Here is a 16,065-nt window from a genome sequence, read left to right as displayed (position 1 = left end):
TGGGTGGCGTGATCATTTACGAGCCGGAAGAGGACTCGGACGTCAACGAGTTCCCGTGGACCGTCACGTTCGAGCCGTCGGGCGGTGACGACTGGGACTCGTTCATCTGCGGCCCGTACGAGCGCGACCACGCCGTCGCGCTCGCCGAGGCCGTGGCCCTGGACGACGCCGAGGGCGGCGTGCTGGCCATCGTGAAGCCGATGCTGCCCGCCCTGAGCGCCGAGGACGTCAGCGCCACCATCGAGGAGCTGCGCGAAGCCGCCCTCGAGGAGGACGCCGACGACGAGACCGTCAACGGCACGCCGGTCGACTTCGACGACGAGGACGACCTCGAGGAGGAAGAGGCGGAGTTCGCCGAGCCGCCGTCGCCCGAGGAGATCCGCGAGGGCATGGCGCGCACGTACCGCAGGCTCCTGGACCTGGACGCGGAATGACGATCACCGGCGAGATCCGCTCGCCGAAGCGGCGCTCCGGCGGGCCTCGGCTGAAGATCACGTCGTTGGAGGTGCTGTGCGGGATCCTCGTTCTCGCACTGCTCTTCCAGTCCCGGCTCGTCGACCTGCTCGACGTGCCGAAGCTGCGCACCGCGTCGACCGTGTTCGTGGCGATCTGCGTGCAGGCCATGCCGTTCCTCGTGCTGGGCGTGCTGATCTCCGGCGCCATCGCGGCGTTCGTGCCGGCCTCGGTCCTGCGCAGGCTGCTGCCGTCGAAGACGTCGCTGGCCGTGCCCGTGGCCGGTGTCGCGGGCGTGGCCCTGCCGGGCTGTGAGTGCGCCTCGGTGCCCGTGGCCCGGCGGCTCATGCAGCAGGGCGTGGCCCCGGCGGTCGCGCTGACGTTCCTGCTGGCGGCGCCCGCGGTGAACCCGATCGTGCTGGTGTCGACGGCGGTGGCCTTCAACGACACCCCGATGATGGTCGTCGCCCGGTTCGCCGGCTCGCTGCTGACCGCGATGGTCATGGGCTGGCTGTGGGTGCGCTTCGGCAAGGCCGAGTGGATCGCCGAACGCGCGCTGGCGCGCCTGGAGGACCACACGGGCCGCAACAGGTGGGTGGTGTTCGCCGAGAGCGCGCGGCACGACCTCGTCGACGCCGGCGGGTTCCTGGTGCTGGGCGGGCTGTTCGCGGCGGCGTTCAAGACGTTCGTGCCGGTCGCCTGGATGCAGACCCTGGGCGGTCAGATCGTGCTGGGCGTCATCGTGATGGCGTTCCTGGCCGTGATCCTCGCGCTGTGCTCGGAGGCCGACGCGTTCGTGGCGGTGGCGTTCTCCGCGCTGCCGCTGCTGCCGCGCCTGGTGTTCCTCGTCGTCGGCCCCGCCGTCGACGTCAAGCTGATCGCGCTGCAGGCCGGTGCGTTCGGCAGGTCCTTCGCCTTCCGCTTCGCGCCCGCTACCTTCGTGGTGGCGATCCTGTGCGCCGTCGTGTCGGGAGTGGTGCTGCTGTGAGACGGGAAACCCAGAACATCCTGCTGGTCCTGCTCGGCGGTGCGCTGCTGAAGATCAGCTTCTCCGGCCTGTACCTGCGCTACGTGCAGAAGAGCCTGCTGCCGCTGCTCGTCGCGGCCGGCGTGATCATGATCGGCCTCGCGCTGTTCGCGATCATCCGGGACATCCGCCGGGGCAAGGCGGCCGACGAGCACGACCACGAGCACTCGCACTCGTCGCGCTCGACGTGGCTGATGCTGCTGCCGGTGATGGCGGTGTTCCTGATCTCGCCGCCCGCGCTGGGCGGCGACGTCGTCAACTCGGCCGCCGACACGAACCAGACGCAGCGGTCCCGCAACCTGCTGGGCGAGCTGCCGTCCGGCGACGTCATCCCGCTGTCCATGACGGAGTTCGTCACGCGCACGGCGTGGGACGAGTCCGGCACGCTCGACGGCCGCCGGGTCAGGCTGACCGGCTTCATGCTGCGCTCGGAGGGTGACACGTTCGTCGCGCGGCTCGCGATCTCGTGCTGCGCCGCCGACGCCCGGCCGCTCAAGGTGAAGCTGACCGGGGACGTGCCCACGATCGCCGACGAGCAGTGGGTCGAGGTGACCGGGCAGGTCGTGCCGAAGTCGGCCACCGAGCAGAACTCGTGGGTGCCGAGCTTCACCGTGGAGTCGTTCACCTCGGTGCCGGAGCCGGTCGAGCCCTACGAGAGCTGACGGTCCGGGGCGCCGCGCGCCCCGGACCCGCTACTTCAGGCCCTTGGCCGTGCACTCCGCGCACGTGCCGAAGATCTCGACGGTGTGGCTGACCTCGGAGAAGCCGTTCTCCGCCGCCACCCGGTCCGCCCACTTCTCGACGGCGGGGCCCTCCACCTCGACCGTGCGGCCGCAGTGGCGGCACACCAGGTGATGGTGGTGGTGGGCCGAGCAGCGGCGGTAGATCGCCTCGCCCGAGTCGGTGCGCAGGACGTCGACCTGGCCCGCGTCCGCGAGCGACTGCAGGGTGCGGTAGACCGTGGTCAGGCCGATGCCCTCGCCGCGGCGGCGCAGTTCCTCGTGCAGTTCCTGGGCGCTGCGGAAGTCGTCGAGCTGGTCGAGCAGGTTCGACACCGCGGTGCGCTGCTTGGTGGACCTCAGTCCGGTCACAACTTCTCCTCGACGTGCGTCACAGCGTCCACCACGATGTGCGCCAGGTGTTCGTCCACCAGCCGGTACACGACCTCGCGGCCGTGCCTCTCGCCGTGCACCACGCCCGCCGACTTCAGCACTCTCAGGTGCTGGCTGATCAGCGGCTGCGCGACTCCCAGCGCCTCGACCAGCTCGTGCACGCAGCGGTCGTGTTCCCGCAGCTGCAGCACGATGGCGATGCGGACCGGGGCGGCCAGTGCGCGCAGCAGGTCGCCTGCCTCGGCGAGGGTGTGCGCGGAGCGGGGCGGAGCGGGCGCGGGGGCCGCGCGTTCGGGGGAGTGCTCGCCGTGCAACTGGACGGTCATGGCGGCGCACCTCACCTGGTAGGGATTTTCACAACCAATTCTACGGTGATGATGAGCAGTACCATCAGGACCACCACGCGCAATGTGCGCTGAGCTGGTGAAAGAACCTTCCAGGTGGCCGCCAGCAGCACCCCGGCGGCGAGGACCAGCACGCCGAGCAGGACGGCGCCGACGAGTCCGCCGACCAGGACGCCCGTGACGAACAGGCCGAGCACGAGCACGAACGCCACCACGGGGCGGACGCGTGCGAGCGGGCCGTCGCCGGGCAGCAGGGGGCGCTTGGAGGTCACCGTGCCATCCTTGCACCGTGCTGCTCGTGTGCCGCTTCCGCGTTTCCGACCCCGAGACGTTCACCTCGCGCGTCGAGGAGGCGTTGAAGCTGCTGACCGCCCAGCCGGGGTGCCGCAAGGGCACGCTGGCGCGGTCCACCGACGAGGACGACCGGTGGGTGCTGACGGTCGAGTTCGACTCCGTGGTGGCCTACCGGCGCGCGATGTCGCCGTTCCCCGTGCGCGAACACGTGGTCCCGCTGCTGTCCGAGGCGCTGACCGACGAGCCCGCGATGTACGAGCCGGCGCTGACCGGCACCGGCGGCGAGGTCGAGGCGCACACCAGCCTGCTCGCCGAGGACGCGTTCACCGTGCGGCTCGGCGAGGCCGCGGGCCCGGCTACCCCGCGGCGATAGCCTCCATCTCCTGCACCCACTCGTCGTGCGAGTCGTGGGGCAGGAGCTCCAGCGCCCGCCGCGCCGCCGCCGCGGCCTCCTCCGTGCGGCCCAGCGCGTGCAGCGTCTTGGCCTTGCCGCTCTCCGCGTACGCCTCGGGCGTCTTCTCGAACGCCTCCAGGGCCTCGTCGTAGCGGCCGTTCTCGAAGTAGAACCAGCCGAGGTTGTTGTGCAGCGGCCCGAGCCAGCGCACCAGCCCGGGGTTCGCGACGACGATCTCGAGCCCCTGCTTCGTCCACTTCTCCGGGTCGTCGACCAGCGACGCCATGTGCGCCGCGTCGACGGCGAGCGACAGGTCGCCGCGGGTCTTGGCCAGGATGAACGCCGCCACGAACAGCGGCTGGGCGGCCGCGGGGTCGCCGCCGGAGCGGTGCAGCCTGCCGCGTTCGAGCAGTGCCCGCACCCGGCCCGTCGAGTCGGGGGCCACCAGCACCTCCGCCTCGTCGACCAGGGCGTGACCTGCGGCGAAGTTCTCCCGCAGGCCCTCGACGCGGGCGAGCTGGGTCAGCACCTCCGCCCGCTCGTCGTCGGTCTCGACGTCACCCAGGAACGCGCGGAACCTCGCCTCGGTGCCGTCCAGGTCGGCGAAGTCCCACAGCTCTCGCAGCCGGTCTTCCATTCCTGCAGGGTAAGGCTCCGGTCGCCCGTTCGGGGCTCGACGTGACGGGCTAGGCTTGAGCCCCCGATTCTCGTCCCCGATGGAGTTCCCCTTGCCCGCCGATCGCATCGAAACCGTTGTCAGCCTCTGCAAGCGCAGGGGGTTCGTCTACCCGTGCGGGGAGATCTACGGCGGTACCCGCTCGGCGTGGGACTACGGGCCTCTCGGCGTGGAGCTGAAGGACAACATCAAGCGCCAGTGGTGGAACTTCATGGTCCGCGGCCGCGAGGACGTCGTCGGCCTGGACTCGTCGGTCATCCTCCCGCGTGACGTCTGGGTCGCCTCCGGTCACGTCGAGGCGTTCGTCGACCCGCTGGTCGAGTGCGAGTCGTGCCACAAGCGGTTCCGCGCCGACACGCTGTCCGAGGAGTACGCGGAGCGCACCGGCAAGGAGGTCGCCGAGGGCGACGTCTCCGACGTGCCGTGCCCGAACTGCGGCACGCGCGGCCGGTACACCGAGCCGAAGATGTTCAACGGCCTGCTCAAGACGCACCTCGGTCCGATCGAGACCGAGGAGGGCCTGCACTACCTGCGCCCCGAGACCGCGCAGGGCATCTTCACGAACTTCCTGAACGTGCAGACCACGTCGCGCAAGAAGCCGCCGTTCGGCATCGGCCAGATCGGCAAGTCGTTCCGCAACGAGATCACGCCGGGCAACTTCATCTTCCGCACCCGCGAGTTCGAGCAGATGGAGATGGAGTTCTTCGTCGAGCCCGGCACGGACGAGGAATGGCACCAGTACTGGATCGACGAGCGGACCCGCTGGTACACGGACCTGGGCATCTCCAAGGAGAACCTGCGCCACTACGAGCACCCGAAGGAAAAGCTGTCGCACTACTCGAAGCGGACGGTCGACGTCGAGTACCGCTTCCAGTTCGGCGGCCAGGAGTGGGGTGAGCTCGAGGGCATCGCGAACCGCACCGACTTCGACCTCACCACGCACTCGAACCACTCGGGCGTCGACCTGTCGTATTTCGACCAGGCCACGAACTCGCGCTTCAAGCCGTTCGTCATCGAGCCGGCGGCGGGCGTCGGCCGCCCGATGATGGCGTTCCTGCTCGAGGCCTACACCGAGGACGAGGCCCCGAACGCCAAGGGCGGCGTGGACAAGCGCGTCGTGCTCAAGCTCGACCGCCGCCTCGCCCCGGTGAAGGTCGCGGTGCTGCCGCTGTCGCGCAACGCCGACCTCTCGCCGAAGGCCCGCGACCTCGCGACGGCCCTGCGCCGCAACTGGAACGTCGACTTCGACGACGCCGGCGCCATCGGCCGCCGCTACCGCCGCCAGGACGAGATCGGCACGCCGTTCTGCGTCACGGTCGACTTCGACACGCTCACCGACCTCGCCGTCACGGTGCGGGAGCGCGACACGATGTCGCAGGAGCGCGTGGCGATGGACCAGCTGGAGTCCTACCTGGCCGCGCGCCTGGTGGGCTGCTGATCCGAGCAGGACGGGTCGCTGGGCGTCACCCGTGGACGCCCAGCTCCGCGCTCACCGCGCGGCGGACCCCAGCCCGGCGCACACCTGCGGGGTCCGCCTCACAGCAGCCGGGTGTCGAGCTCCTCCTCCTGCGCGGTCGCTGAGGAACCGTCCCTGGTCACCAGGTAGGCGCTCGCCCCCGCGCGTTCCGTCACGGCCTCGACGAGCTCGGTGCCCCGGTAGAGCAGGCCGACGCCGTCGTCGGTGCAGTACGTCTGCGGCAGCACGCCGGAGGCGACAGCCTCGTGGATCTTCGGGCGGCGCTGCTCCTCGGAGTCGTAGTGCACGCCGTTGCCGTACGGCAGGAAGCCCAGGCCGTTCGTGACGATCCGCAGGTCCGGGCCGAACGAGTCCGTCGCGCCACCCGCGTGCCAGCAGATCGAGCCCGCGGACACGCCGCTGAGCACGACGCCGGCCTGCCAGGCCGTGCGGAACACCTCGCCGAGCCCGTGCACCTCCCACAGCGCGAGCAGGTTCGCCACCGAGCCCCCGCCGACCCAGATGATGTCGTGGGACAGCACGAAGTCCTCGAGGTCGTCGGTCGGCGGCATCGGGAAGAGGTTCAGGACCGACACGTCGACGCCCGCGACCCGGCCGGCCTCCGCCATGTTCGCGTTCGACGCTCGCTGGTCGCCGCCGGCGGTGCCGACGTGGCACAGGCGCGGCGTGCGGCTGTCCACGCCGGAGAGGTCGAGCGCGAAGTGGATCAGTTTGCCGAACTCGAGGTAGGTGCGGCTCCCGGCGCGCACACCGCCGGACGTGGCGAGGATGGTGGGCTGCTCAGCAGGCATGACGGTGATCCTCGCAGGGGCGTCAACGCGATGGGCGTGGTGTCTGGAACCATGCACGGTGTGCGGACCACGCCCCTCAAGCCACTCGCCAGGATTCGCCGGATCGTGTTGCGCCTCGTCTTCGGGGTGTTGGTCATCGGCATGCTCGTGGTGGGCGGCACGGCGTTCCGCGTGTGGCAGGTCGCGAGGGTCGACGACTGGACGAAGGCCGACGTGGCGATCGTCCTCGGCGCCGCGCAGTACAACGGCGTGCCGTCCGACGTGCTCGCGGCGCGGCTGGAGCACGCGCTCGGCCTCTACCGCGAGGGCGTTGTCAGCTACATCGCGACGACCGGCGGCCGCCAGCCCGGCGACAACTTCACCGAGGGCCAGGTCGGCAAGCTCTGGCTGGTCAAGCGCGGTGTCCCGGAGGACAAGGTGCTCCAGGTCGGCGAGGGCGCGGACACGCTCGGCTCGCTGCGGGCCGTCGCCTCGGTCGCGCAGGAGCGCAGCCTGAAGACCGCCGTGATCGTCAGCGATCCGTGGCACTCGCTGCGCGCCCGCACGATGGCCGAGGACGCGGGCCTGAAGGCGTGGACGTCCCCGACGCGGGTCGGCCCGAACGTGCAGACGCGCGAGACGCAGCTGTACTACATCAAGCGCGAGACCGGAGCGCTGCTCTACTACCGCCTGATGAAGGCCCACGCCGGCGTGTTCGAGGAGTTCAACCTCCCTAAAATCGGGTGATGGGATACACCGGCCACGACGCGGAGCGCCTGCTCCCCGAAGACCCCAAGAGCGCCGCGCTGCCGGGTGCCCGCACCGACACGCGCACGCCGTTCTCCCGTGACCGGGCCCGCGTGCTGCACTCCGCGGCGTTGCGCAGGCTCGCGGGCAAGACCCAGGTCGTCGGCCCCGGCGAGGGTTCCGAAGTCACCGGTGTGCCGCGCACGCGCCTCACGCACTCGCTGGAGGTCGCGCAGATCGGCCGCGGCATCGGTGAGGAGCTGGGCTGCGACCCGGACATCGTCGATACGGCCGGTCTCGCGCATGACATCGGTCACCCGCCGTTCGGGCACAACGGCGAGAGGGCGCTCAACGAGCTGGCCGGACCGTGCGGTGGCTTCGAGGGCAACGCGCAAACGTTCCGCATCCTCGCGCGTCTCGAACCCAAGTCCGCGCACGGCCTGAACCTCACCCGCGCGGTGCTCGACGCCTCGACGAAGTACCCGTGGGCCCGCACCCCCGGCACGGTGAAGTTCGGCGTCTACGAGGACGACCTGGAGGTGTTCGAGTGGATGCGCGCGGGCGCACCGGACCGCGAGCGGTGCATCGAGGCGCAGGTGATGGACTGGTCCGACGACGTCGCGTACTCGGTGCACGACGTCGAGGACGGCGTGCTGGCCCACCGCATCAGCCTCGGCGCGCTGGCCCGTGCCGACGAACGCGCCGCCATCGCCTCGCTCGCCGCGAAGACGTTCTCCGACGAGTCCGTGGCCACGCTCGAGGCCACCGCCGAGGAGCTGCTCACGCTGCCGGTGATCGCGTACTGGACCGGCCACGAGTACGACGGCTCGCTGGGCGCGCAGGTGGCGTTGAAGAACCTGACGAGCGAACTGGTGGGCCGTTTCGCCTCGGCCGCCGTCACCGCCACCCGCGAGGCGCACGGCGACGGCGCGCTGACCCGCTACAACGCCTCGCTGGAGGTCCCCGGGCAGGTCGCCGCGGAGGTGGCGCTGCTCAAGGCGATGGCCGTGCGGTACGTGATGAGCGACCCCGCCCGCCTCGCGATGCAGGCCAGGCAGCGCGACCTGATCGCCGATCTCGTCACCCGCCTGCTGGAACGCCCGACGCTGCTCGACCCCGCGTTCCGCCCGCTGTTCGCGGCGGCGTCCTCCCACGCGGCGAGGCTGCGCGTCGTGGTCGACCAGGTCGCGCTGCTCACCGACGCCCAGGCCGTGGCCCGGCACCGCGCATCGGCGTAGGTTCGGGGAGGTCGCCGACGACAGGAGCCCCCCGTGACCGATCAGGCCGAGTTCACCCTGGACCTGCACCGCGTCGCCGTCCCCGACCCGTCCTCGAACGCCTGCTGGTCACCGTTCTCCGTGGCCAGCGCGCTCGCCCTCGCCCGGGAGGCGGCCCGCGGCGAGACGCGCGCCGAACTCGAAGGGCTGCTGCGCGGCTTCGACGCCTCGGACGCGCTCGACGTGCCCGAGCTGGCGGTCGCGAACACGCTGTGGGCCGACGACGACCTGACCCTCGATCCGGGCTTCTCGCTCACCGGCTCGGTGCGGCGCACGACGTTCTCCGACCCTTCGACCGTCCGCAAGCTCGTCAACACCGACGTCGCCGAGACCACCCGCGGCCTCATCCCCGAGCTGCTGGAGAGCCCGCCGCCCCCGGACGCCGCGGCGATCATCGTCAACGCCCTGTACCTCAAGGTCGGGTGGCTGAACGCGTTCTCCGCGGGGGAGACGGCGCCGAAGCCGTTCCACGCGCCCGGTGGTGACGTGGACGTGCCGACGATGAAGGTCACCGAGAAGTTCCGCTACGCCCGGCGCGACGGCTGGCAGACGATCGTGCTGCCCGCCGACTCCGGCGTCGAGGCCGTGGTCCTGCTGCCGGACGAGTCGCTGGAGCAGCCGCTGACGCCGGCCGTGTTCGAGGCGCGGGAGTTCACCCGGCTCGAGCTGTCACTGCCCAAAGTGGACGTGCGCGAGAAGCTCACGCTCAAGAACGTGGTGGAGCGGCTCGGGGTCCGGAGTATGTTCACCCGCAACGCGGACTTCAGCGGGCTCTCGCCGGACGAACGGCTGTTCGTCGACGACGTGGTCCACGAGGCGGTGCTGCGCCTGGACGAGGAGGGCCTCGAGGGCGCCGCGGCCACCGCCGTCACGTTCCGGACGGTGTCCTTCGAGATCCCGGCGGACCCGGTCGTGGTGGACGTCGACCGGCCGTTCCTGCTGGCGGTCCGGCACGCCCGCTCCGGCGCGATCTACTTCCTCGCGCAGGTCGCGCGCCCCTAGCCGGCTGGACGTCCTGCTCTCCGGCTTCGACCCCGGCGACGCGCGGCCTGGTCCCCGAGCTGCTCGGGCACGTCTCGCCGGCCACCGCCGCCGTTCTCGTCAACGCCTGCACCTGGAGGTGGCCTGGCGGCGCCCGTTCAAGGCCAACGCCACGAAACCACGGCTGTTCCACGCTCCCGGCGGACGCGCGGCCACCCGTCTACTTCCTCGCGCAGGTCGCCCATCCGTGACGGCGTGCCGCTCTGATGGGCGAGCGTTTCGCACGGCGCGATCATGATCATGGGCTTACCGTTCTGCGCATGACCCAGCACGGTGCCGGCGAGCAGCTCGTCGTGCTCGCCGCGGCGGGCGCCACGAGTATCACCTGCTTCAGCGGCGTCACCATCCCCGTCCTGCTCAGGACCGAGTGCTACGCGAAGGCGCTGACCAGGGCGCTGGGCTTCGCGCCGGCACCGGAGCTGCGGCAGGACGGGGTGCCGCCCCGGTGCGTGTTCTTCATCCACGAGTACGCGCTGCAGACCGTGGTCGGCGGCAACCGGCTGATGGAGGACCAGGTCCTGCACCTGCTGTTCCACGCTCCTTCCATCCGGGTGGTGCCCGCCAGCGCGGGCGGGGCGGCGGCGGTCGGGCTCGACTACGCGCTCATCCAGTACGAGCACGAGCCGCCGCTGGTCTACCTCGCCAACTGGACGCTCGCCAGCGACGCGGCGACCGTGGAACGCGCCGTGCACATCTTCCAGCGCATGCACGCCGTGGCCCTCGACAACGAACGTTCGCGCGACGTGCTCATGAAATATGTGGCCGTGTACGACCGCTAAGGCGTGTTCCGCCGCAGGAACAGGCGCATCCCGTCCTCGCCCGGCAGTGCGCACAGCAGCAGTTTGACGTTCTGGTGTCGCACCGGCACCGCGCACGAATCGCCCGCCAGCAGCGTTCCCGCGAGGAGGCCGGCCGACTCGTGATCGATGTCCAGCACGAAGTCGTTGCTCATGCGTGGACCCTATGAGCAGACCGCCTCCCGACCCAGTCACCCAAAGGTGTCACGTTCCGGCGGGCTGCCCCGTCCACTGGTCATGACGAGGATCAACGGGGTCACCAAGAAGGACGCGGGCCTGCTCACGAAGGCCCTGTACTGGTTCGCGCGGCGCGAGTTCGGGGCGGTGCCGGAGCCCGTCACGGTCATGGCGCACCACCTGCGGCTGCTGATCGCGAGCGGGCGGCACGAGCTGGCGGTCAAGAAGGCCGTGCACGGGCCGCTGTTCGAGCTCTGCGTCTACCGCACGGCGGTGCGGCTCGGCTGCTCGTGGTGCGTCGACTTCGGCGCCATGCTGATGAAGCACGGCGGTCTGGACGTCGAGCGGCTCGCGCACATCGACGACTACGCCACCTCGCCGCTGTTCACCGACGTCGAGCGCAAGGCGCTCGCCTACGCCGACGCGGTGACCGGCACGCCCGTCACCGTCACGGACGAGCAGGTCGCCGAGCTGGAGCGGCTGCTGGGGCGCAAGGAACTCGTCGCGCTGACCTACCAGATCGCCCTGGAGAACCAGCGCGCCCGGTTCAACAGCGCGTTCGACATCAGGGACCAGGGATTCACCAGTGGTGACGCCTGTCGCGTCCCGACACACTAGGAGGGTGGAGAAGATCACCCTGACGGGTGCGCAGGAGACCATGCTCGCCACGCTGTACGGACGGGCGCTCGACAGCGAGCGCCCCGCGTCCGTGCTGCACGACGACGAGGCGAAGCGCGCCGCGGACCGAATCGACTACGACTTCACGAAGACCGGGATGACCACGACGAGCGCCGTCGGCGTCGCCATCCGGGAAGGGTGCTCGACGACTGGACGCGCGAGTTCCTCCGCCGCACCCCTTCCTGCACGGTGCTGCACCTGGCCTGCGGCCTCGACACCCGCGCGCACCGGATCGAACGGCCCGGCACCGTGCGGTGGGTCGACGTCGACATGCCGGACGTCGTCGCGTTGCGGCACAAGCTGTTGCCGGTGCCGCCGGGCGACTACCGGCTGGTGGCGTCGTCGGTCACCGAGGACGCGTGGCTCGCCGAGGTGCCCGCCGACCGCCCGGTCGTCGGGGTGTTCGAGGGCCTGACGATGTACCTGACGCGGGAGGACGGCCACGCGCTGATCCGCCGGATCACCGAGCGGTTCCCCAGCGGTGAGCTGCTGTTCGACGTCTACGGGTCGTGGGGGATCAAGCTGCAGAAGCTCGTGCCGGCCGTGCGCAACGCGGGCGCGACCCTGCACTGGGGCGTCGACGACCCGCGCGAGATCGAGGCGCTGCACCCCGGACTGACCACAGTGGACGCCTGGCGCAGCGTGGACCTGCCGCACCTGGACGCGTTGCCCAGGTCCGGCAGGATCCAGATGAAGGTCGTCAGCGCGATCCCGAAGCTGCGCGACGTCGGGAAGCTGCTGCGCCTGCGGTGGTGATCACGTGCCGATGACGAAGTCGAACCTGGCGGTGTAGCGGTTGCCGACGAGCGGCCCGAGCGCGACCTCGCACTCGCGGTCGAGGTAGGCGTCGCGGCGGTTCAGCCAGGCCACGTTCATCCCGTAGGCCCGCAGGGTGTCCGGGAAGAACAGCTGCGTGGTGAGTACGGGACCGCCCCGCGCCTGCACCTTCACGTGGATGTGCGGGGTCCGGCCGGGGTAGTCCTTCGGGATGATCGTCTCCAGCACGTACGCGCCGGAGGCGTTGGTGAACTGGTGCCCGCGCATCTTGTACGTCCGGTTGTCGTACACGCCGCGGTCGTCGGCCTGCCAGAAGTCCAGCAGGACGTTCGGGATCGGCTCGCACTTCATCGTGTAGACGAACCCGGTCAGGCTGAGCACGACGCCGGTCACGCCGGGCGTGCGCAGGTTCGTGCGCTGCGGGGAGTCCCGCTTGAAGTAGGGACCCTCGATGTTCGACGGGGTGTCGTCGTCATCGACGCAGGTCGGGGTCAGGGGTAGGGGCGCACTGCGCGCCGTGGTGGTGCCGGCGGCGGTCAGCGCGACGACGGCGGCCGCGCCGGTCGCGAGGAACGCCCGGCGTGAGGGGACGTCTTGTTCGGGCATGGTCGAACTCCGGTGGTTGCAACCCGCGGCAGGGGGCTTGGGCTGGACCGACGGGGCCGAACGTTAGTGCCGGAACGATCGGCGCCTCCAGTTACGGTCCAGACCAAAAGCCCGTCAGAACTCGACGTGGGCGAGCTTGTCCGGGTTCGCGATGTCGTAGATCGCGGCGACCTTGCCGTCGTGCACCGTGAACGCCGTCACACGGGCCGTCACCTCGCCGTAGGCCGGCATGAGCACGCCCAGGTCGCCGTTGACCAGCACCGGCCGGTGCGCCTCCGGGTAGCCGTACTTGCGCAAGAGGCCGAGGAAGAATCGGGCGACCTTGTCCGCGCCCGAGACCGTGTTGACCGCCGTGCGCACCTTGCCGCCACCGTCGCCGATCATGACGGCGTTCGGGTGGAGCAGTTCCAGCACGGCGTCGATGTCCCCGCTCGACATGGCCCGCAGGAACTTCTCCAGCACCTCCTGCTGCTCGGCCAGCGCCGCGCGGGGCGGTGGCTCGGCGTCCGCGACGGCCTTGCGGGCGCGGGACGCGTGCTGGCGGGCGGAGGCCTCCGAGACCTGCAGCACGCCGGCGATCTCGTTGAACGGCAAGGAGAACGCGTCGTGCAGCACGAACGCCACGCGCTGGTCGGGCGTGAGCCGGTCGAGCACCACCAGCGCCGCCATCCGCACGCCGTCCGACCGGACCACGCTCGCCAGCGGGTCCTCGTCCTCGCCGGTCGTGAGCAACGGCTCCGGCAGCCACGAGCCCACGTACGTCTCGCGGCGCACGGCGGCGGAGCGCAGCCGGTCCAGGCAGATGCGGCTCACCACCGTCGTGAGCCAGGCGCGCGCGTCCTGCACGTGCTCCGCCTTCGCGAACCGCGGCCACGCCTCCTGCACCGCGTCCTCCGCGTCGGCGATGCTGCCGGTCAGGCGGTAGGCGACACCGATCAGGTGCGCGCGGTGGAGTCCGAAGACGTCGGCGGCGGTCACGGTTGGCAGTTTGCCAAAGGATTAGACTCGGACGCGTGGCAGGACGCATCAGGGAGAGCGACATCGCGTTGGTGCGTGAGCGCAGCCGGATCGACGAGGTCGTCGGTGACCAGGTTTCGCTGAAGCGGGCCGGCGGAGGCGCGCTCAAGGGGTTGTGCCCCTTCCACGACGAGAAGACGCCGTCGTTCAACGTGCGCCCGTCGCACGGCACGTTCCACTGCTTCGGCTGCGGCGAGGGCGGCGACGTGATCGCCTTCGTGATGAAGGTCGAGCACCTGTCGTTCGTCGAGGCCGTCGAGCGGCTCGCGGACCGCGCGGGCATCCAGCTCGTCTACGAGGGCGGCGGCGCGACGATCCAGCGCGACCGGGGCACGCGCAGCAGGCTCATCGAGGCGCACAAGGCCGCCGCCGAGTACTACGCGGAGCAGCTCGCGACGCCGGACGCGCAGCCCGCGAGGGAGTTCCTGGCCGAGCGCGGGTTCGACGAGGCCGCGGCACGCCAGTTCGGGTGCGGCTTCGCGCCGGGCGGCTGGGACAAGCTCACCAAACACCTGCTTGGGCGCGGTTTCGAGCTGCAGGAGCTGATCAAGGCGCAGCTCACCAAGGAGGGCCGCCAGGGCCCGATCGACCGGTTCCACCGGCGGCTGCTGTGGCCGATCAAGGACATCGGCGGCGAGGTGGTCGGGTTCGGCGCGCGCCGGATCTTCGACGACGACCCGATCCAGGCCAAGTACCTGAACACCAGCGAGTCGATGATCTACAAGAAGTCGCAGGTGCTGTTCGGGCTCGACCAGGCCAAGCGCGAGATCGCCAAGCGCAAGCAGGCGGTCATCGTCGAGGGCTACACCGACGTGATGGCGATGCACCTGGCGGGCGTGCCGACCGCGGTCGCGTCCTGCGGCACGGCGTTCGGCACGGACCACATGAACGTGCTGCGCAGGCTGCTGATCGACGACGACGTCAACGGCGAGGTCATCTTCACCTTCGACGGCGACGAGGCGGGGCAGAAGGCCGCGCTGAAGGCGTTCGAGGGCGAGCAGCAGTTCAACGCGCAGACCTACATCGCGGTGGCGCCCGACGGCATGGACCCGTGCGAGCTGCGGCAGGCCAAGGGCGACGTGGCGGTGCGCGACCTGGTGGCGCGGCGCACGCCGTTGATCGAGTTCGCCATCAAGGCGCAGCTCAAGGCGTACGACCTCGACTCCGTGGACGGGCGCGTCGAGGCGCTCAAGAAGATGGTGCCGTTCGTCGCGCAGATCAAGGACCGCGCCAAGCGCGACGGCTACGCGACGCGGCTCGCCTGGTGGGTCGGCTGGGACGACGAGGCGATGGTCGTGCGCCGGGTGCGCCAGACCGCCGGCGGCAAGGCCCCGGTCGCGCCCGCCCAGCGCGCCGACCCGAACCAGATGGCGCTCGGCGTCGAGGTCGACGGCCCGCCGCGGCCGAACCCGCGCGACCCCCGGCTGGTGCCCGAGCGCGAGGTCCTCAAGATCGCGCTGCGGCTGCCGGAGTACGCCGGGCCGCTGTACGACTCGCTGCCGGACGAGGCCTTCACCGACCCCGCGTACGTGGCGCTGCACCGCGCGATCCGCGACGCCGGTGGTGCGTCCAGCGGCCTCGCGGGCACGGCGTACCTCGACGCGATCTCGCAGGCGTGCCGGCACGCGTCGGTGCGGTCGGTGCTGACCGAGCTCGCCGTGGAACCGTTGACCGTCAAGCAGAACGACGAGTTCCGCTACGTGTCGATGGTGATCGCGCGCCTGCAGGAGGTGCAGGTCGGCAAGCAGGTCGAGGACGTGAAGTCGCGGCTGCGGCGGCTGTCGCCGATCAAGGACGCCGACGAGTACCGGGCGCTGTGGGGCGACCTGGTGGCGCTGGAGGAGTACCGCAAGGCGCTCCTGCAGCAGAGCGCTGGAGTGCTGTAGTGGGCTTGTTCAAGCGGTTGTTCGGCAACGGCGCGCCGGACGGGTTCACCGGCGCGCTGGAGAAGGACGAGACCGTCATCGCGTCCACGCCCGTGCAGGGCGGCGGCCACCTCGTCGTGACGTCGCTCGGCCTGTGGCTGCCGGGCGAGGAGCCGCGCCGGATCGGCTGGCACCTCGTCAGCAAGGTGAAGTGGGAGGGCGCGCTGCGGGTCGTGGAGGCCACCGAGGCCTCCGTCGAGGGTCCTGTCGTGCTGCTGGAGGACCTTCCCGCACAACGGTTCGGCCTGGACGACCCCGGTCGCGTGCTGCGGGCGATCAGCCAGCGCGTCGAGGGGTCGATCCGGCACCGCGAACGCGTCGAGTCGCCGGGCGTGTGGATCCTGCAGCGCAAGATCCCCGGCCAGGACGGCGTGGTGTGGCAGGCGCGCGGCGACGCGGGTGTCGCTCTCGCCGACGTGCGCGAGGCCGTCTCGGCGTTCGCCGCGAAGCTTGCGGGATAGCAGTACGCCTGTACT

General features: G+C 70.8%; 21 protein-coding genes. 13 read left to right on the top strand and 8 right to left on the bottom strand.

The features are described 5' to 3' along the window. Positions 1–8 precede the first annotated feature (8 nt). From V1227_RS20000 to V1227_RS19990, 3 genes are read left to right on the top strand one after another with little or no spacing between them, the layout of a single operon-like run. On the top strand, positions 9–434 hold the full coding sequence (locus V1227_RS20000) for a hypothetical protein (protein WP_176959953.1): 426 nt from the start codon (positions 9–11) through the stop codon (positions 432–434). Further along, complete coding sequence (locus V1227_RS19995; protein ID WP_329787130.1) at positions 431–1,441, top strand: permease; 1,011 nt, start codon at positions 431–433, stop codon at positions 1,439–1,441. The genes V1227_RS20000 and V1227_RS19995 overlap by 4 nt, the downstream gene beginning before the upstream one ends. Then, entirely contained in the window at positions 1,438–2,142 is a 705-nt protein-coding gene (locus V1227_RS19990; protein WP_329787129.1) for a TIGR03943 family putative permease subunit, read from the top strand. Before V1227_RS19995 ends, V1227_RS19990 begins: the two co-directional genes overlap by 4 nt. 30 nt (positions 2,143–2,172) lie before the next feature. Here V1227_RS19990 and V1227_RS19985 read toward each other — a convergent pair whose 3' ends face one another. Genes V1227_RS19985 through V1227_RS19975 form a run of 3 tightly spaced genes read right to left on the bottom strand, consistent with a single transcriptional unit; the run spans position 2,173 to position 3,208 of the window. After that, complete coding sequence (locus tag V1227_RS19985) at positions 2,173–2,571, bottom strand: Fur family transcriptional regulator (RefSeq protein WP_090100492.1); 399 nt, start codon at positions 2,569–2,571, stop codon at positions 2,173–2,175. Beyond that, complete coding sequence (locus tag V1227_RS19980) at positions 2,568–2,918, bottom strand: ArsR/SmtB family transcription factor (protein WP_089950753.1); 351 nt, start codon at positions 2,916–2,918, stop codon at positions 2,568–2,570. Before V1227_RS19980 ends, V1227_RS19985 begins: the two co-directional genes overlap by 4 nt. Before the next feature lie 11 nt (positions 2,919–2,929). Beyond that, positions 2,930–3,208: a hypothetical protein gene (locus V1227_RS19975; RefSeq protein ID WP_329787128.1), complete on the bottom strand. Its 279-nt coding sequence runs from the start codon at positions 3,206–3,208 to the stop codon at positions 2,930–2,932. A gap of 17 nt (positions 3,209–3,225) precedes the next feature. On the opposite strand from V1227_RS19975, the gene V1227_RS19970 reads away from it, so the two are divergent. Continuing rightward, positions 3,226–3,603: an antibiotic biosynthesis monooxygenase family protein gene (locus tag V1227_RS19970; protein ID WP_329787127.1), complete on the top strand. Its 378-nt coding sequence runs from the start codon at positions 3,226–3,228 to the stop codon at positions 3,601–3,603. Here V1227_RS19970 and V1227_RS19965 read toward each other — a convergent pair. After that, the gene (locus V1227_RS19965) at positions 3,587–4,261 is read right to left on the bottom strand and encodes a tetratricopeptide repeat protein (RefSeq protein WP_329787126.1); all 675 of its coding nucleotides are present in this window, start codon (positions 4,259–4,261) and stop codon (positions 3,587–3,589) included. The two genes, V1227_RS19970 and V1227_RS19965, sit on opposite strands and share 17 nt — an antisense overlap. 91 nt (positions 4,262–4,352) lie before the next feature. Between V1227_RS19965 and V1227_RS19960 the strand changes: the two genes are divergently transcribed. Beyond that, positions 4,353–5,738: a glycine--tRNA ligase gene (locus tag V1227_RS19960; protein WP_236223698.1), complete on the top strand. Its 1,386-nt coding sequence runs from the start codon at positions 4,353–4,355 to the stop codon at positions 5,736–5,738. Positions 5,739–5,836: 98 nt separating this feature from the next. On the opposite strand, the gene V1227_RS19955 is transcribed toward V1227_RS19960, so the two are convergent. Beyond that, complete coding sequence (locus tag V1227_RS19955) at positions 5,837–6,568, bottom strand: peptidase E (protein WP_329787125.1); 732 nt, start codon at positions 6,566–6,568, stop codon at positions 5,837–5,839. 141 nt (positions 6,569–6,709) lie between these two features. Here V1227_RS19955 and V1227_RS19950 point away from each other — a divergent pair, with 141 nt between their 5' ends. From V1227_RS19950 to V1227_RS19935, 4 genes are all read left to right on the top strand, one after another. Next, the gene (locus tag V1227_RS19950; protein WP_329794065.1) at positions 6,710–7,294 is read left to right on the top strand and encodes a YdcF family protein; all 585 of its coding nucleotides are present in this window, start codon (positions 6,710–6,712) and stop codon (positions 7,292–7,294) included. Continuing rightward, on the top strand, positions 7,294–8,532 hold the full coding sequence (locus V1227_RS19945) for a deoxyguanosinetriphosphate triphosphohydrolase (RefSeq protein WP_329787124.1): 1,239 nt from the start codon (positions 7,294–7,296) through the stop codon (positions 8,530–8,532). Before V1227_RS19950 ends, V1227_RS19945 begins: the two co-directional genes overlap by 1 nt. Positions 8,533–8,565: 33 nt before the next feature. After that, a complete protein-coding gene (locus V1227_RS19940; protein WP_329787123.1) occupies positions 8,566–9,573 on the top strand; it encodes a serpin family protein in 1,008 nt (335 codons plus the stop codon). Between the two features lie 299 nt (positions 9,574–9,872). Beyond that, positions 9,873–10,391, top strand: coding sequence for a Scr1 family TA system antitoxin-like transcriptional regulator (locus V1227_RS19935; RefSeq protein ID WP_329787122.1), 519 nt, complete (start codon positions 9,873–9,875; stop codon positions 10,389–10,391). Here the strand turns inward: V1227_RS19935 and V1227_RS19930 are convergent. Then, positions 10,388–10,564 carry a hypothetical protein gene (locus V1227_RS19930; RefSeq protein ID WP_157512840.1) on the bottom strand — a complete coding sequence of 59 codons (177 nt, stop codon included), beginning with the start codon at positions 10,562–10,564 and terminating at the stop codon, positions 10,388–10,390. The two genes, V1227_RS19935 and V1227_RS19930, sit on opposite strands and share 4 nt — an antisense overlap. Before the next feature lie 82 nt (positions 10,565–10,646). Here V1227_RS19930 and V1227_RS19925 point away from each other — a divergent pair, with 82 nt between their 5' ends. Beyond that, positions 10,647–11,204, top strand: a complete 558-nt coding sequence (locus tag V1227_RS19925) for a carboxymuconolactone decarboxylase family protein (RefSeq protein WP_329787121.1) — start codon at positions 10,647–10,649, stop codon at positions 11,202–11,204. A 198-nt stretch (positions 11,205–11,402) separates the two neighbouring features. Continuing rightward, positions 11,403–12,020 carry a class I SAM-dependent methyltransferase gene (locus V1227_RS19920; protein WP_329787120.1) on the top strand — a complete coding sequence of 206 codons (618 nt, stop codon included), beginning with the start codon at positions 11,403–11,405 and terminating at the stop codon, positions 12,018–12,020. On the opposite strand, the gene V1227_RS19915 is transcribed toward V1227_RS19920, so the two are convergent. Continuing rightward, a complete protein-coding gene (locus V1227_RS19915) occupies positions 12,021–12,647 on the bottom strand; it encodes a dioxygenase family protein (protein WP_329787119.1) in 627 nt (208 codons plus the stop codon). It lies immediately after the preceding gene. 114 nt (positions 12,648–12,761) lie between these two features. Further along, the gene (locus V1227_RS19910) at positions 12,762–13,625 is read right to left on the bottom strand and encodes a sigma-70 family RNA polymerase sigma factor (protein ID WP_329787118.1); all 864 of its coding nucleotides are present in this window, start codon (positions 13,623–13,625) and stop codon (positions 12,762–12,764) included. A 35-nt stretch (positions 13,626–13,660) separates the two neighbouring features. Here V1227_RS19910 and dnaG point away from each other — a divergent pair, with 35 nt between their 5' ends. Together dnaG and V1227_RS19900 are read left to right on the top strand one after the other, a co-directional pair. After that, positions 13,661–15,550 (top strand): DNA primase, encoded by a 1,890-nt coding sequence (gene dnaG / locus V1227_RS19905; RefSeq protein WP_329787117.1) that lies wholly within the window; start codon positions 13,661–13,663, stop codon positions 15,548–15,550. Continuing rightward, the gene (locus V1227_RS19900; RefSeq protein WP_329787116.1) at positions 15,550–16,050 is read left to right on the top strand and encodes a hypothetical protein; all 501 of its coding nucleotides are present in this window, start codon (positions 15,550–15,552) and stop codon (positions 16,048–16,050) included. Before dnaG ends, V1227_RS19900 begins: the two co-directional genes overlap by 1 nt. The last annotated feature ends 15 nt before the right edge of the window (positions 16,051–16,065 follow it).

Origin of the sequence: Lentzea sp. DG1S-22 (assembly GCF_036321065.1) — a bacterium.
Lineage (GTDB): Bacteria > Actinomycetota > Actinomycetes > Mycobacteriales > Pseudonocardiaceae > Lentzea > Lentzea jiangxiensis.
This window is presented reverse-complemented; position numbering and strand designations above follow the sequence as displayed.

Coding starts and splice junctions, on each gene's coding strand:
- V1227_RS19995 (WP_329787130.1), top strand. CDS start 431: ATGACGATCACCGGCGAGATCCGCTCGCCGAAGCGGCGCTCCGGCGGG.
- V1227_RS19980 (WP_089950753.1), bottom strand. CDS start 2,918: ATGACCGTCCAGTTGCACGGCGAGCACTCCCCCGAACGCGCGGCCCCC.
- V1227_RS19965 (WP_329787126.1), bottom strand. CDS start 4,261: ATGGAAGACCGGCTGCGAGAGCTGTGGGACTTCGCCGACCTGGACGGC.
- V1227_RS19955 (WP_329787125.1), bottom strand. CDS start 6,568: ATGCCTGCTGAGCAGCCCACCATCCTCGCCACGTCCGGCGGTGTGCGC.
- V1227_RS19950 (WP_329794065.1), top strand. CDS start 6,710: ATGCTCGTGGTGGGCGGCACGGCGTTCCGCGTGTGGCAGGTCGCGAGG.
- V1227_RS19945 (WP_329787124.1), top strand. CDS start 7,294: ATGGGATACACCGGCCACGACGCGGAGCGCCTGCTCCCCGAAGACCCC.
- V1227_RS19935 (WP_329787122.1), top strand. CDS start 9,873: ATGACCCAGCACGGTGCCGGCGAGCAGCTCGTCGTGCTCGCCGCGGCG.
- V1227_RS19930 (WP_157512840.1), bottom strand. CDS start 10,564: ATGAGCAACGACTTCGTGCTGGACATCGATCACGAGTCGGCCGGCCTC.
- V1227_RS19925 (WP_329787121.1), top strand. CDS start 10,647: ATGACGAGGATCAACGGGGTCACCAAGAAGGACGCGGGCCTGCTCACG.
- V1227_RS19915 (WP_329787119.1), bottom strand. CDS start 12,647: ATGCCCGAACAAGACGTCCCCTCACGCCGGGCGTTCCTCGCGACCGGC.